12 protein-coding genes and 1 tRNA gene are annotated in these 14,036 nt (G+C 72.5%); 8 read left to right on the top strand and 5 right to left on the bottom strand.

Features of this window, described 5'->3' with window-relative positions; all coding sequences use genetic code 11:
- Positions 1 to 80: 80 nt before the first annotated feature.
- Positions 81 to 2,030 (bottom strand): MFS transporter, encoded by a 1,950-nt coding sequence (locus tag Bequi_RS02955; protein WP_249736456.1) that lies wholly within the window; start codon positions 2,028 to 2,030, stop codon positions 81 to 83.
- A 314-nt stretch (positions 2,031 to 2,344) separates the two neighbouring features.
- On the opposite strand from Bequi_RS02955, the gene Bequi_RS02950 reads away from it, so the two are divergent.
- Both Bequi_RS02950 and Bequi_RS02945 read left to right on the top strand, forming a co-directional pair.
- The gene (locus Bequi_RS02950) at positions 2,345 to 2,581 is read left to right on the top strand and encodes a hypothetical protein (protein WP_249736455.1); all 237 of its coding nucleotides are present in this window, start codon (positions 2,345 to 2,347) and stop codon (positions 2,579 to 2,581) included.
- Positions 2,582 to 2,587: 6 nt separating this feature from the next.
- Positions 2,588 to 2,890 (top strand): hypothetical protein, encoded by a 303-nt coding sequence (locus Bequi_RS02945; RefSeq protein ID WP_249736454.1) that lies wholly within the window; start codon positions 2,588 to 2,590, stop codon positions 2,888 to 2,890.
- Between the two features lie 37 nt (positions 2,891 to 2,927).
- Here the strand turns inward: Bequi_RS02945 and Bequi_RS02940 are convergent, their stop codons facing one another.
- Positions 2,928 to 3,725 carry a VOC family protein gene (locus Bequi_RS02940; RefSeq protein WP_249736453.1) on the bottom strand — a complete coding sequence of 266 codons (798 nt, stop codon included), beginning with the start codon at positions 3,723 to 3,725 and terminating at the stop codon, positions 2,928 to 2,930.
- A gap of 54 nt (positions 3,726 to 3,779) precedes the next feature.
- On the opposite strand from Bequi_RS02940, the gene Bequi_RS02935 reads away from it, so the two are divergent.
- The 4 genes from Bequi_RS02935 to Bequi_RS02920 all read left to right on the top strand — a co-directional run bounded on the left by Bequi_RS02935 (position 3,780) and on the right by Bequi_RS02920 (position 9,911).
- On the top strand, positions 3,780 to 4,484 hold the full coding sequence (locus tag Bequi_RS02935; RefSeq protein ID WP_249736452.1) for an HAD family hydrolase: 705 nt from the start codon (positions 3,780 to 3,782) through the stop codon (positions 4,482 to 4,484).
- Positions 4,481 to 5,155, top strand: a complete 675-nt coding sequence (locus Bequi_RS02930; RefSeq protein ID WP_249736451.1) for an HAD-IA family hydrolase — start codon at positions 4,481 to 4,483, stop codon at positions 5,153 to 5,155. The genes Bequi_RS02935 and Bequi_RS02930 overlap by 4 nt, the downstream gene beginning before the upstream one ends.
- A gap of 93 nt (positions 5,156 to 5,248) precedes the next feature.
- Positions 5,249 to 7,213, top strand: coding sequence for a thioredoxin-like domain-containing protein (locus tag Bequi_RS02925; protein ID WP_249736450.1), 1,965 nt, complete (start codon positions 5,249 to 5,251; stop codon positions 7,211 to 7,213).
- Between the two features lie 85 nt (positions 7,214 to 7,298).
- A complete protein-coding gene (locus Bequi_RS02920; RefSeq protein WP_249736449.1) occupies positions 7,299 to 9,911 on the top strand; it encodes a pyrophosphatase in 2,613 nt (870 codons plus the stop codon).
- Between the two features lie 83 nt (positions 9,912 to 9,994).
- On the opposite strand, the gene Bequi_RS02915 is transcribed toward Bequi_RS02920, so the two are convergent.
- Positions 9,995 to 10,573 carry a TetR/AcrR family transcriptional regulator gene (locus Bequi_RS02915; protein WP_249736448.1) on the bottom strand — a complete coding sequence of 193 codons (579 nt, stop codon included), beginning with the start codon at positions 10,571 to 10,573 and terminating at the stop codon, positions 9,995 to 9,997.
- Positions 10,574 to 10,677: 104 nt separating this feature from the next.
- The gene (locus Bequi_RS02910; RefSeq protein ID WP_249736447.1) at positions 10,678 to 11,904 is read right to left on the bottom strand and encodes an endonuclease III domain-containing protein; all 1,227 of its coding nucleotides are present in this window, start codon (positions 11,902 to 11,904) and stop codon (positions 10,678 to 10,680) included.
- A 99-nt stretch (positions 11,905 to 12,003) separates the two neighbouring features.
- Here Bequi_RS02910 and Bequi_RS02905 point away from each other — a divergent pair, with 99 nt between their 5' ends.
- Positions 12,004 to 13,275, top strand: coding sequence for an MFS transporter (locus tag Bequi_RS02905; protein WP_249736446.1), 1,272 nt, complete (start codon positions 12,004 to 12,006; stop codon positions 13,273 to 13,275).
- Positions 13,272 to 13,616, top strand: a complete 345-nt coding sequence (locus Bequi_RS02900) for an ArsR/SmtB family transcription factor (RefSeq protein WP_249736445.1) — start codon at positions 13,272 to 13,274, stop codon at positions 13,614 to 13,616. Before Bequi_RS02905 ends, Bequi_RS02900 begins: the two co-directional genes overlap by 4 nt.
- 333 nt (positions 13,617 to 13,949) lie before the next feature.
- On the opposite strand, the gene Bequi_RS02895 is transcribed toward Bequi_RS02900, so the two are convergent.
- Positions 13,950 to 14,020 (bottom strand) — tRNA-Gly (locus Bequi_RS02895).
- Between the last annotated feature and the right edge of the window lie 16 nt (positions 14,021 to 14,036).

Genomic DNA, 14,036 nt, shown 5'->3' with positions numbered 1-14,036 from the left:
CGCTCTCGCTCTATGCCGGATCGCAGCCGGGCGGCCCGGGGGATCCCTCCCCGACCCGCCCGTCGCTATGCATTCGCCGCTCAGACCAGCTGGGGCAGCTTCTGCTCGAGGTAGGCGGCCACGGCGCTGCGGTTGATCGCCGAGCGGGAGACGATCCCGACCATGCGCTTGCCATCCACGACCGGCACCTTCTTGAGGTGCGCGTCTGCGAGGGCCGCGACGGCCTCGGTCATCGAGGCATCCGCGGGGATCGTGATGACCCGCCGCTCGCCGAGACGCATCACGGGCAGCTGCATGAGGTCGCGCATCGCGACTGAGAGCGCGTCGTCCTCGCTCGCGCCCGGGGCGCCGCCGGTGCTCGCGGCCACGGTGAACATGCCGCGGGCGAGGGAGTGCTCGGCCGCGAGGTAGCGCATCACGTCGCCGTCGGACAAGAAGCCGACGAGGCGGCCGTTCCGATCAGCGATCGGAGCGCCGGAGATGCCGCGCACGGCGAACATCTGCAGCGCCTCGAGGACCGTCTGCTCGGGCGAGAGGGTGAAGACGTCGCGCGCGATCAGCGGGGCGAGGGCACCGGCTCCTCCGTCGGCCGAAGCGAGCGCCGCGGGCGCAACAGGAGCGGCGGACGCGCGAGCGGCGCTGCGCACGGCGGCGAAGGCCATGACCACGCCCGCGAGCGCGATGATCGCGACCAGGAGGCCGACGGACCGGAAGCCGGTCACGGCGGCGTCGGCGGCAGCGATTCCCGAGCTGGCCCGCGCGGCGGTGACGGCGCCGTAGACGCCGGTGGCGATCGCCGTGCCCACGCAGCCGGCGACCTGGAAGCCGGTGCCGAACACGGTGACGCCGTGGGGGCTCTGCTCACGGCTGAGCTGCGAGAGGGCGAAGGTCTGCACAGGGCCGACGACGAGCGCGGTGCCCGCGATCAGCGGCACGTACAGGGCGGCGATCAGCAGCAGCGAGGAGCCGCCCGCGGCCCAGGCGACGAGCAGCGCGAACGCGCCGATGAGCACGAAGCCGGTGGCCGCGAGCGGGCGGATGCCGCTGCGGTCGAAGGCACGACCCGCGAACGGGGCGACGACTGCGGAGAGCAGGATCGCGGGGGCGACGGTGAGGGCGGCGTCCAGGGAGGACTGGCCCTGTGCGGACTGCAGGAAGATCGGGATCGCGATGTTCATCGCGAACACGATCGTGAGGGTCGCCATCACCATCAGCACGCCGAGGGTGAAGCGGGGATTCGCGAAGGGGGAGAGGTTCAGCAGGGGATCGCTCGCGCGCAGCTGGCGCAGAGCGAACAGCACGATCGCGGCGATGCCGACGAGCATCGAGACGAACGCCATCGCGAGGGCTCCGGAGAAGGCGGTGGAGACGCCGTAGAGCAGTCCCACGAGGCCGATCGCGATGAGCGCCGCGGAGAGGACGTCGAGCCGGGGGCGGCCGAGGGTGATCAGGGTGCGCAGCACGGCGGCTCCGGCGAACAGCACGATCGCGCAGAGCGCGGCGAACACCCACATCAGGGTGCGCCAGGTGGTCACCTCGAGCAGTGCGCCCGAGACGAGGATCGAGACCGACGGCCCGATCGTCGTCATCGCGCCCATGATGCCCATGTAGAGGCCGAGCTTCTCGCGGGGCGAGGCGGCGACGGTGATGTTCATGCCGATGGGGATCAGCAGGCCCGTGCCGATGGCCTGCAGCAGCCGGCCCCCGAGCAGGATCGGGAAGGTGGGGGCGAGAGCGCCGATGAGGCTGCCGAGCAGCATCAGGCCGACGACGCCTGCGAACAGGGCGCGCGTGGGGAAGCGCCGGTAGAAGAAGCCGGAGACCGGAACGAACACGGCGGCGGTCAGCATGTAGCCGGTGGCGAGCCACTGGGCGGTGGCGACCCCGATGCCGAAGTCGGCCATGATCGGCGCGAGGGCGACGTTCAGGAACGTCTCGTTGAAGGTGGCGAGGAAGGCGGCCGCAGCGGCGACCGCGATCATCGGGCCGGGCTTTCGGGCGGCGTGGGGCGCAGAAGGCGCGGAGGGCATGGGTGCTCCAGGGATCGACGACGAGTGGGCACGGCGAGGCACTCGATCCTGTGCCGTGATCAGATTTACGCGCCGCCGGGACCCAGAGGATCCCCGCGCCACCACATGTGTCGTGTCGTCGAATACGCCGTTGTGCGGCCCGAAGGCCGTCGTCCACTCTACCGGCCGCAGGGGGCTGTGGCCGGTGTGATGTTGGTGGGGGAGGGGCCGGAGGAGGGCTGGTCTGCACGCCCGCAACGAGGAGCTCATGGCCGGTTCGCCAAGGGCAAGTGGGCAATACCCACTTGCCCCCCGTGGGTGTTAGGCTCGACCGCATGAACGGGACGACCACGATCACCACCGACAGCCGAGGTCGCGCGCCCCTCGGTGCCAAGGACACGACATTCAAGATGACAACCCTCGAAGACGGTAGCCTCCTGCTCGAACCGGCCCGGATTCTTACGCGAGCGGAGCTTGAGATCTACGTGAACACGGAATTGCGGGTGGCGATCGAGGAGTCAAGCGAACGGCTCGATGAGGGTCATCCTCGCCGCAAGCTCAAGGCTCGCTGAACGGCCATGGCAAGCCGCCGGACGCTGATCTTCAGCGATGCCGCCGATCGCGCCCTCACTGAACTGGAGAAGGTCGGCGACCAGAACCTCCTCGACAAGCTCGACGACGCCTTCGATGCGATCGAGGTGGGGGCAGCGAGAGCGAAGCGCGGCCCCTATGAGCTTGCTGTCGATGGTGGGACCGTCCGGGGATGGATGATCTATATCGTCCATGGCCCCCGCCAGTGGGTCATCGCCTGGACGGCTGTCGATGCCGATCGCGCGAAGATCCATCATGTGGTCGAAGCGAGGACGACGGCGTTCGGTTGAGTGGGGGCAATGCCCCGTCAGCCGCCCTGCCCGGCGATCAGCCCCGCGGCCCCTCCAGGATCTGCAGCGTCGCACCATCGGGATCCTCGATCGTCGCGACGATGCCGAAGGGGGAGTCCATCGGCCCGTCGAGCACCTTCCCGCCCATCTCGCGCACCACGGCAACGGCCTCCTCCATCGAGTCGACCGCGAGGTACCAGCGCCAGAAGGACGAGGTGCCCGCGGGGAACCACTCCTTCGCGCTGCACAGCCCGGAGGTCGCCTCCTGGCCGCCCGCGTTCGTGAAGTAGCCGGGCTCACCGCCCGGCTCGCTCTCCGACCCCGGCATCCCCTGGTAGTCGAAGTCGAGCACCGCCTGGTAGAAGTCGCGGGATGCGCGCGTGTCCATGCTCATCAGCTCGAACCACACCGGTGTCCCCGGCGCCCCGACGCTCTCGCGGCCCGCGAAGCCCTCGCCCTCCCAGAGCCCGACGGGGCAGCCCGTGGGGTCGGCGACGACCGCCAGGCGCGCCCCGCCGATCGCCTCGCGCGGACCATCGATCACCTCGCCACCGGCGGCACGTGCCCGCTCGAGCCGCGCATCGAGATCGTCGACCTGCAGGTAGACCTCCCACTTCGTCGGGATCGTGCGGCCCATCGGGCACAGCATGCCGGTGGTGTCGAGGAGGCTCGCGACGGCTTCCCCGTCGGCCGTGGCGAGAAGCTGCCGCGCAGAAGCTGCGCCCTCGCCCTCGGCGATCTCCCACCCGGCGAGGCGCCGATAGAACGCAGCGCCGCTCTCGAGGCTCCCCGTGAGGTACTCCAGCCACGTCGCCTGTCCCAGTCGCCCCGCCATGACCCGTCTCCCTCTCGATGTCCTCGCATCCCTGCCGGATACGCTGAGGACATCATGCGCGCACAGGACCCGAACCCGCTCATCAGCCCGCTCTCGACCTGGCCTCCGCAGTGGACCCCGCGCGCAGTCGTCTTCGACTGCGACGGACTGCTGATCGACACCGAGGCCGAATGGGTCCTCACGCAGAAGGACTACATCGCACGCCGCGGCGCCGTCGTCACGGATGAGCAGTGGCGCGGACTCGCCGGCCGCACCATCGAGACCGTCGTGCGGTCCCTCGCGGAGATCACCGGGCAGGATCCGTACGCCGCGGGCGACGAGCTGAAGCAGATGCACATCGAGCGCCAGAGCGCGGCCCCGGTGCTCATGCCGGGCGCCGTCGACACTGTCCGCGCGGTCGCCGCGAAGGTGCCCGTCGCCATCGCCTCGAACTCCCCGCGCGACCTGCTCGACGCCGCGATCGCGCAGATCGGTGTGGCCGACGTGCTCACCGCCTCGGTGAGCGAGAACGACGTCGCCCATCCGAAGCCCGCCCCCGACATCTATGTCGAGGCCGCCCGGCGCCTCGGTGTCGATCCCGCACGCGCCCTCGCCTTCGAGGACTCCGAAACCGGCGCCCGCGCCGCGTATGACGCGGGACTGCAGGTCATCGCCGTCCCCTCGCTGCCGGGGCAGTCGCCCCGCGCGCACCGCACCATCACCACGCTCGAAGATCCGGTGCTGCAGGCCTGGATCGCCACCTGGGAGGCACGCGCATGAGCGACATCGATCGCTACCTCGACGCATTCGGCGACTGGACCCCGAAGGGCGTCGTCTTCGACTGCGACGGACTGATCCTGGACACGGAATCCGTCTGGGATGGCACCCAGCAGACGATGCTCGCCCGCTACGGCGCGACCCTCACCCCCGAGCAGGACGACTCCATCATCGGCGCGACCCTCGAGCAGGCCGCCGAGGTCATCGCGCGCGCCGCAGGCGCCGACTACGGGGAGGTGCTCGCCGCGGCGCGCGAGCAGTTCCTGACGGACCTCGGCGAGGAGCTGCACCCGATGCCGGGGGCGATCGCGATCGTGCGCGCCGCTGCCGCGCGCGTGCCGATCGCCTGCGCCTCGAACTCCTGGCACGAGGCGCTGCAGGACAAGCTGACCCGCGCCGGGATCATCGACCTGTTCGCGAACCTGCAGTCCACCGACACCGTCGAGAACGGCAAGCCTGCCCCGGATATGTACGCGAAGGCCGCGCGCGAACTCGGAGTCGCGCCGGGGGAGTGCCTGGCGCTCGAGGACTCCGCAGTCGGCGCCCGCGCCGCGGTCGCGGCCGGTCTGCGACTGCTCGCCGTGCCCCCGCACGGCGGCGACGTCGATGAGGCCGACCTGCGCATCGCGACGCTGGAGGACGAGGGCCTGCTGGAGTGGATCGCGACCTGGTGAGTCTGCCGCCGCGCCCGGCGCGCCCATGTGAGAACCCAGGCCCGTGCGTGCAGATGAGTGGCGCGACCACGGCGTGCGGTGTTCACTGAACCCATGACGCACTCCGGCAGCACCTCCGCGCACGAGCCTCGCCCCGACCAGCCCACCGGGCGGGAGGGCACGCTGGACGTCCGCGTGCATGCGAGCCCGCTGCGCGGCCGCAGCTGGCTGAACACGGGCGGGGTCGATCTGGACCTCCCCGATCTGCGCGGCAAGATCGTGCTGCTGGACTTCTGGACCTTCTGCTGCGTGAACTGCCTGCACGTCCTCGACGAGCTGCGCCCGCTCGAGGAGAAGTACGAGCAGGAGCTCGTCGTCATCGGCGTCCACTCCCCGAAGTTCGAGTTCGAGAAGGACGCCGACGCCCTGCGCGCGAACATCGAGCGCTACGAGGTCACCCACCCCGTGCTCGATGATCCCGAGCTCACCACGTGGACCGAGTACGGCGCCCGCGCCTGGCCCACCCTGATGGTGCTCGACACTCACGGCCGCATCGCCGCGAACCTCTCCGGGGAGGGCCACGCCGCGAACCTCGACGCGCTCATCGGCCGACTGATCGCAGAAGCCGAGGCCGACGGCTCCCTGCGCCGCGGCCCCGCGCCGACGGTCCTCGCCGAGCGCGTCCCCCAGACCCTCCGCTACCCCTCGAAGATCCAGGCGCTGCCGGATGGCCGCTACGTCGTCTCCGACGCCGGCCAGCACCGCCTCGTGATCTTCGAGCCCGACGGCGTGAGCGTCTCCGAGATCATCGGCTCCGGCGCCCGCGGCGCGGCCGACGGCGAGGCCGACCAGGCCTCCTTCGCCGAGCCCAACGGCGTGCTCGTGCTGCCCGAAGAGGTCGCCGACGCCGTCGGCTACGACCTGCTCGTCGCCGACAGCGCCAACCACCTGCTGCGCTCCGTCGAGCTCGGCCACTCCCGCCTCCTGCGCGGCCGCACGCCGACCGTCGTCGGCACCGTCGCCGGCACCGGCGCGCAGTGGATGCAGGGCCAGCCGCTCGCGACCGGCGGCGCCGATCCGCTGACGTACGCGATGTCGACGCCCTGGGATCTCGCCTGGTCGCACGTGCTGGGCCGCGCCGTGATCGCGATGGCCGGCATCCACCAGATGTGGTCCTTCGAGCCGCGCAGCCGCGAGCTCGCCGTGCTCGCCGGCACCACGAATGAGGGCCTCGTCGACGGCGCCCTCGTGCGCTCCTGGTGGGCGCAGCCCTCGGGCGTCGCGGAGCTGGCCGACGGAACCCTCGCGATCGCCGACTCCGAGACCTCAGCGATCCGCATCCTCGACCCCCGCACATTCACGGTGCGCACGCTCGTGGGCGAAGGCCTGTTCGACTTCGGCCACGTGGACGGCCCGGCCGACCGCGCGCGCCTCCAGCACCCCCTCGGCGTGACCGGCCTGCCCGACGGCCGCATCGCCGTCGCCGACACCTACAACGGCGCGATCCGCATCATCGACGCCACCGGCGGCGAGAGCGGCGACGCCCCCGCGAGTGTCGTCACCGTCGCCACGGATCTCGCCGAGCCCTCCGACGTGATCGTCGGCGTTCCGGTGGACGGCATCGGCCAGCTGATCGTCGTGGAGTCCGGGGCGCACCGCGTCACCTGGGTGCCGGTGGCGAAGGCCGCCGAGCGCATCATCGACGAGGGCCAGCAGCGCACCTCCCGGCCCGTGACCGACGTCGGCGAAGGCCCGCTCACCGTGCGCGTCGTCTTCACCCCGCCGCCGGGCCACAAGCTCGACGACACCCTCGGCCCGTCCACGCAGGTCACGATCTCCACCACGCCGAGCGCGATGCTCACGGACGGCGGCGGCATGCGCACGGACCTCGAGCGGGCGATTACGCTGGATCCCGCTTACCGCGAGGGCGTGCTGCACGTCAGCGCGCGCGCCGCCTCGTGCGATGCGGATCCCTCCGTCGAGTTCCCCGCCTGCCACATGCACCAGCAGGACTGGGGCGTGCCGATCCGCATCGCCCCCGGTGCGAGCACGACGCTGGACCTCTCGCTGCTCGGCTGACGCCCCGGCGCCGACTCGCGGCGCCGCCCCGGCCCTGACCCCCGAAGACCGTCGGCCCTGCTGACGGACGCCCCAGGAGACCCCCGTGGACCTCATCACGCAGTTCGCCCTCGGCGATGACATCGCCGTCCTGCTCCTCGTGCTGGGGGTGGCAGCCCTCGCGGCGATCGCTCTCGGCGTGCTGATCCCCCCGCGCCTCGCTCGGCGCGGCGCCGCGCTCGCGCGCCGCCGCGCGGAGACGGGAGGCGCGCGCCGCCGCGCGAAGGGGGCCGACGGGGCCGACGGCTCCCACGCGGCGGAGCTCGACGAGATCGAGGACGAGGATGAGGCCGAGCTGGCCGAGGTCACCGACACGGGCGATGCGGAGCTCGACGCCCACCTCGGCTCCCGGCTCGGCGGGCTCGTCACCACCGCGACCACGATCGCCGCGAGCGTCGGCGTGCCGATGATGCTGCTGCTCGCCCTCGTGCCCGGCTCGACCGACGTGCGGATCCTGCGCGTCGGGTTCGTGCTGGTCGGCCTGGTCGCAGGCGCCCTGGCGGCCTGGCGCGCCGGCAGCATGCTCCTGGGCGGCCTCGCCATCGCCCCGGCCGACCGCGCCCGCTCCCTGCCCCGCTTCGGCGGACTGTTCGTCGCCAGCGCCTTCGGCATCGCCGCGCTGCCGATCGTGCCCGCCGTGTACTTCATGCGCGAGGCCGCCGCCTCGCCGATGATCGCCTACGCCGCCGGTGCGGCCCTGTTCGCGCTGGTGCTGCATGCGGTGGCCGGGCTCGCGGGCTCCGTCGGCACCAGCTCCGCGCTGCTCGCCGGGGCCGACGAGAAGGGACTGCCGCTCGAAGGTGAGGAGAACCCCGGCGCCGCGCACCTGCAGCTCGCCCAGCTCCTGCGCCGCGGCCCCGCCCGCGCCGCCGCTCTCGTGGCGCTCACCGCGACCCTCGTCGCTGCCTCGATCCGGGTCGGCGTGCCCGTCTTCGGCGCCGAGGGCATCCTCGTGCCCCTGTTCGTGCTGGTCGTCGCGATCCTCATCGCCCTGCTCGTCGCCGTGATCCCGCCGATCGGGCGCGCGGACCGCGAGCGCACCTCCCTGCGCATCGGCGCGCTGGTCCCGGCCCTGCTGGCCGTCGGCACCGCCGCCGCGGCGATCTCCCTGTGGCTGCCCTCTGCCTACCAGTCGCTGCGTTTCGCGGCCGTCGGCATGGACAGCTTCACCGACCCGGCGCTCACCGGCGGCAGCGATCCCGTTCCCCGCGCGAACCTCGAGCCGCAGATCCTGCAGTCCATCGGGGACATGACGCAGTGGATCGACGTGACCGACGAGTCCCGCTACGCGAGCGCGTTCCTCGACCTGCTCACGCTCTATGGCATCCACCCGAACGCCGTGGTGGCCGCCGCCCTCGCGCTCGGCGCGCTCGCCGCTCTCGCCGCGCAGCTCCTCGCCGCCCGCGTGCTGAACCCGGCGGGAGGCTCGGCCCTGCGCGCCGCCCGCACCCACCGCACGGGCGGGGTGCTCGGCATCGCTGCGTCCGGAGGCTCGGCGCTGCTCGCGGCCGCGGGCGGTCTTGGCGCGCTGAGCGCGGTGCTGCTCGTGCTCTCCGTGATCGGCAGGGGAGTCCCCGAGCTGATGCTCGCGCTGCTCGCGTTCGCGGGCCTCGGCGCCCTGCTCGTGATCGCCGCGAGCGCCGCGTTCCACACCTCCGAGCTCCTCGCCGACCGCCCCGGCACCGACGCGGCTGTGCGCGCGGCCGGTCGCGGCGGCGCCGCGGAGACGGCCGTCAGCCTCCAGCTCGCCCTCGCGATGACGGCGCTGCCCCTGATCCTGCCGATGATCGGCGCGATGCAGGCAGCCGGTCGAGCCGGGACCGTCTGGGAGGACCGCGCCCTGCACGCGCTGACCCCGTCGGCCCTCCCGGTCGCCGGCGGCATCGCGCTCGCCCTCGTCGCGACGGCCCTCGTCGCAGCCGGCATGCTCACCGCGCAGCGCCGGCTCGGGGCGGCCTCCGTGGTCGAGACCCGCGCCGCTCTGCTCGCAGGGGAGAGCGCCGTCGACTTCTCCGACCTCCCCGCCGCCGCGAAGCGCGCAGCCCTCGCGCCCGTCGCGACCGCCGCGCTCATGCCGATCGTCGCGGGCTTCGGTCTGGGCCCGTCGGCCCTCCCGGCGTTCGTGGTGACGCTGCTGGGCGCAGGCGCCGTGCTCGCCGTGGGCAGCACGGTCTTCGCGGGCTCCTCGCGCGCCGCCCTCGAGGTGATCGAGTCCGGGCGCTACGGCGGCCGCGGCTCCTGGGCCCACTCCGGAGCGCTCGGCGCCGCGGCCCTCGGCGACGCCCTGCGCGGGGCCCTCGGCACGATGATCGCGCTCGCCGCCGTGCTGGGCGCGCTGATCAGCGTGCTGACGGCCTCCCCGATGGTCAACGCGATGCTCGACGGCACCGAGCCGGCGCTGCGGTGGGGGGCGGCGATCCTCGCCCTGCTCGTCGCGGGCGGCTGCTGGCTCTACGCGCTGACCGCCCCGGAGCCCGACCTCGAGGACGACCTCGGCGAGGAGTCGGCGCCGCTGTTCTCCCGTCGCGCCGAGGAGGCGCCTGCGGGCGCGCTGCTCGAGGACTGGGCCGACGACGAGGGCGATGACGAGGGCGCCGCCCCGCGCGGGCGCGGTGGTCGCGGCGGGCGGGCCGGCCGGGAGAAGCGCACCCGGCGCTGAAGGCTGGGGCCCCCGCGCCTGCAGTGCGGGCGCGGGGCACCCAGCGCTGCGGGGCGGTTCAGCCCCCCCGGCGCTCGTCGGCGTCAGACCCGCGCGCCGAGCCCCCGCTGCACGAAGCGGACCAGCGCGAGCGGATCGGTGCCCGGCGGGAGCGCGCGCCCGATGAGGGCGGCGTTGAGGATGCGCACCGTGGAGTCGACGTCGAGATCGGCGGCGAAATCGCCCGAGGCGACGCCGGCCTCGAGGATCGTGCGCAGGACGTCCTCGATCATCACCACGTGCTCGCGCATCTTCGCGGCGATCTGCGGGTCGAGGGTCACGCGGCCGCGGGTGCTGGGCATGTGGAAGGACGTGGTGAGGTCCAGCTGGGTGCGCACGTACAGCTCGATCGCCTGCACGGGCGAATCGGCGCCGTCGATCCCGGCGCGCAGGCGCTCGAGATAGTCGCTGGTCTCGTGCATGGTGTACTCCACCAGCAGCGTCGCCTTGTCGGGGAAGTGGTTGTACATCGCGGTGCGCCCCACCCCCGCGGCCTCGGCGATGCGCGAGAAGGTGATGTCCTCGAAGGCGTCGTGCTCCATGAGCGCTCCGAGGGCGGCGAACACCTTCTCGCGAGTGCGCTCCCGGTGCTCGCCCAGGGAGGCGCCGATGATCTTGGGCATGCGCACATTCTTGCACCGCGGGCGGTCCCGACGATCCGCTGCGCGAGGCGCGGTCCCGACGGCCATGCGAGGAGCAGGTGGCGCCCGCGAGGCGCGCTGGATCCTCAGGAGCGAGCGGCGGGGGCCGTGCGCAGCATGACCCCGTCGGCCTCGCGGCCCGCGACCGGCACGAAGCCCTCGCGCAGGTACAGATCGCGCGCGGGGTTGCCCTCCTCCACGGAGAGGCTCACGCGCGCGATGCCGCGGGCGTCCGCCTCGGCGAGCAGAGCCCGCAGCAGGCGCCGCCCGAGCCCCCGGCCCCGCTGGGCGGAGGCGACCCAGAGGCTCACCTCGGGGACGTCCGCGCCCATCCAGCCGTAGCCGCGATCCGATTCCGGCAGCAGAAGCGCCCAGGCGATGCCCGCGACCTGCTCGTCGGCGGTGTCCGCGGCACCCTCCGGGGTGCCTTCCGCGGCGCTCTCCGCGGCGCTCTTCGCCCTGGCCGCGACCGCCACTACCCCGAAGTCGCCGCGGGAGGCGTCCATGCGCGTGTAGTGCGAGAACGCCGGGTTCGCGCGGATGTCCTCGCGGGTGAAGCGATCCCCGCACCAGTTCATCGTGGCGAGGGTCGCGGTCTCGAGCGCCGGGCTGTCCTTCTCCCGCAGCGGACGCAGCGCCGTGCCGGCGGCGGCCTCGAGGTGGGGCCAGTGGTTGTCCCAGCCCCCGGCGTCGCGGGCCTTCTTCCCCGCCTCCACGATCAGCCCGTGGAAAGCGGCGAGCTCGGCGACCGTGAAGCCCTCGGTGTGCACGCGCGCGTTCAGCGCCTTCCGCGCGGCGGCATACGAGGGGTATGCGCCGAAGCCGGCGGCCGCGAGCACGCGGCGGGCGTAGGCGTCGAAGAGGAACGCGGGGCGCTCGTAGACGTAGAGCAGGAGAGCGTCGGCCGTCTCCTCGCCGACCCCGCGCAGCGCGAGCAGCCGGGTGCGCAGCTCCGCGTCGCTCCAGTTCGCCGCCTCCTCGTCGTGTTCGAGGAACCACGCGGCGAGGCCCTGCAGGTTCGCGGCCTTCGCGCGCATGAACCCCGAGGGGCGGATCAGCTCTTCGATCTCAGCGCCGCTCGCCGCGGCCAGCGCCTGCGGCTCCAGCATCCCGGCGGCATCGAGGCGCGCGAGGGAGGTCTCGACGTTCCGCCAGTTGGTGTTCTGCACGAGCACCGCCCCCACGATGATCTCGAAGCGCGTGCGCGCCGGCCACCAGTCGCCCGCATTGGTCGTCGCCGTGAGGGTCTCGAACAGGGAGTGGAACGAGGGGGCCGACGAGGGCGCAGGCTCAGAGGGGGAGGGGGAGCGCATCGGTCCATTGTGCCGGGGTGCGCGGCACCCACGAAGGTGCGTGGTACGGTCTGCTCGCAATTGCGTATCTGCGCAGTCATGCAGATAAGGAGGCTGGTCGTGCTCAGCGTGCTGCGGGACCCCCGCTATCGGAACCTGTTCGCTGCCCAGGCGGTGGCGCTCGTGGGGACCGGCCTCTTGACCGTCGCCCTCGGGCTCCTCGCCTACGACATCGCGGGTCCCAGGGCGGGGGCAGTGCTCGGGACGGCTCTGACGATCAAGATGGTCGCGTACGTGGCCGTCGCGCCCGTGATCGCCGCCGTCGTGAGCAGGCTGCCGACGAAAGCCGTGCTGGTCGGAGCCGACCTCATCCGGCTCGCGGTCGCGGCCTCCCTCCCGTTCCTGACCGACATCTGGCAGATCTATGTGCTGGTGTTCGTCCTCCAGTCCGCGTCGGCGACGTTCACCCCCGCATTCCAGTCGCTGATCCCGGTGGTCCTGCCCGATGAGAAGGACTACACGAAGGCGCTCTCGCTGTCGCGACTCGCCTACGACCTCGAATCGCTGGTGAGCCCGCTGCTGGCCGCCGCGCTCCTGAGCGTGATCGAGTTCGATCTGCTGTTCGCGGGCACAGCCGTCGGCTTCGCGCTCTCCGCGGTGTGCGTGCTCGCGACACCTCTGCCCGCACGCACTCCCGTCGCGGCGGCAGGCTCGGTGTGGCACAGGACCACGCTCGGCGCCAGGATCTTCGCCAGGACGCCGAGCCTGCGCTTCCTGATGGCGATGAACCTGGTGGTCGCCGCTGGCACCGCCCTCGTCGTCGTGAACTCGGTGGTCTATGTCCGGGACGTGTTCCACCTCGGCAGCAGCAGTCTCGGATTCGCGCTGGCCTGCTGCGGCACCGGGTCTCTCCTGGTCGCGCTCGCTGTGCCGCGGCTCCTGGAGCGCGTCAGCGATCGCCGGCTCATGCTCGTGGGAGCCGGGCTCAGCTCGGCCGCCCTGATCGGCGCGGTCGGCATGACGGCGTGGGCTGCCTCAGGGCGCGGAGACGGCGCCTGGTGGCTCCTGCTGCCGCTCTGGCTGGCAATCGGTGCAGGGAATTCGATGATCGGCACGCCCTCGGGCCGACTGCTCGCCCGCGCATCCGACGATTCCACCCGCTCCTCGCTCTACACGGCCCAGTTCTCCCTCTCCCACGCCTGCTTCCTCCTCACCTACCCGCTGGCGGGATGGATCGGCGCTGAGAGCCTGACGGCCGCGGCCGCCGTCCTCGCCGCCATCGCGATCGCGGGAGGAGTCGCCGCCCGGAGCGAGCGGCGGGGAGGATCGCGCGGGCGGCGAGGCGGATCGAGAGCGCTCGAGGCGGCGGGGCAGGGGAGGATGGCCCCATGACCACCTCCGACCATGCCGGCGCCTCCCAACCCGACAGCCCCTTCGTGGAGCTCGCAGTGGAGATCTTCGCGATGCTCGCCGATGCCACCCGAGTCCGGCTCATCCTCGCGCTGCGTGACGGCGAGCTGTCCGTCGGCCATCTCGCCGAACGTGTGGACAAGCCCGCGACCGCCGTCTCGCAGCACCTGGCGAAGATGCGGCTCGCGCGCGTGGTCACCGCGCGCCAGGAGGGGACTCGCGTCTTCTACCGGCTGACCGATGAGCACGCAGCAGTTCTCGTCGACGAAGCGCTCAAGCAGGCTGAGCACGCGGTGGGAACGCCGCACCACCATCGGATGTGATCCGGACGCCCGGGCGCGAAGGTGCGCGGTGCCGAGCGGACGCCGAGGGGTTGCAGGGGGAGGGGCAGTGCGAGGGGCGGCGGGGTCCGCGAGGGGATGGCATCCGGGGGCGCCCGCGCCCCGTGGGTAGGAACGTCGGCATAGCGATCGGCGAGCGCTGTACGGACCTGTCGGTCGCTATGCCGACATCTCTGCCCATCGCCTGCCGCTTGGGCAGGCGGGCGGCCGGCCTCACCGCCATCGCCCCCGCCCCCGCCCATGACCCTGCCCGCACCGCAGAACGACCTGGGCCGCGGCCCCTCCGGAGAGGGAGCCGCGGCCCAGGTCAGCGAGAGCGGATGACGGGAATCGAACCCGCGCTATCAGCTTGGGAAGCTGAAGTTCTACCATTGAACTACATCCGCGTGATGTGCTCGGCCA

Origin of the sequence: Brachybacterium equifaecis (assembly GCF_023509525.1) — a bacterium.
In the GTDB taxonomy this organism is placed as follows: domain Bacteria; phylum Actinomycetota; class Actinomycetes; order Actinomycetales; family Dermabacteraceae; genus Brachybacterium; species Brachybacterium equifaecis.
The sequence above is the reverse complement of the archived record's forward strand: the minus strand, read 5'-3'. Positions and strand labels throughout refer to the sequence as shown.

Bases quoted from the DNA above. Each gene is read 5' to 3' on its own strand.
- Bequi_RS02915 (WP_249736448.1), bottom strand. From the start codon at position 10,573: ATGCCCAAGATCATCGGCGCCTCCCTGGGCGAGCACCGGGAGCGCACT.
- Bequi_RS02930 (WP_249736451.1), top strand. From the start codon at position 4,481: ATGAGCGACATCGATCGCTACCTCGACGCATTCGGCGACTGGACCCCG.
- Bequi_RS02950 (WP_249736455.1), top strand. From the start codon at position 2,345: ATGAACGGGACGACCACGATCACCACCGACAGCCGAGGTCGCGCGCCC.
- Bequi_RS02940 (WP_249736453.1), bottom strand. From the start codon at position 3,725: ATGGCGGGGCGACTGGGACAGGCGACGTGGCTGGAGTACCTCACGGGG.
- Bequi_RS02945 (WP_249736454.1), top strand. From the start codon at position 2,588: ATGGCAAGCCGCCGGACGCTGATCTTCAGCGATGCCGCCGATCGCGCC.
- Bequi_RS02935 (WP_249736452.1), top strand. From the start codon at position 3,780: ATGCGCGCACAGGACCCGAACCCGCTCATCAGCCCGCTCTCGACCTGG.
- Bequi_RS02955 (WP_249736456.1), bottom strand. From the start codon at position 2,030: ATGCCCTCCGCGCCTTCTGCGCCCCACGCCGCCCGAAAGCCCGGCCCG.
- Bequi_RS02910 (WP_249736447.1), bottom strand. From the start codon at position 11,904: ATGCGCTCCCCCTCCCCCTCTGAGCCTGCGCCCTCGTCGGCCCCCTCG.
- Bequi_RS02900 (WP_249736445.1), top strand. From the start codon at position 13,272: ATGACCACCTCCGACCATGCCGGCGCCTCCCAACCCGACAGCCCCTTC.
- Bequi_RS02925 (WP_249736450.1), top strand. From the start codon at position 5,249: ATGACGCACTCCGGCAGCACCTCCGCGCACGAGCCTCGCCCCGACCAG.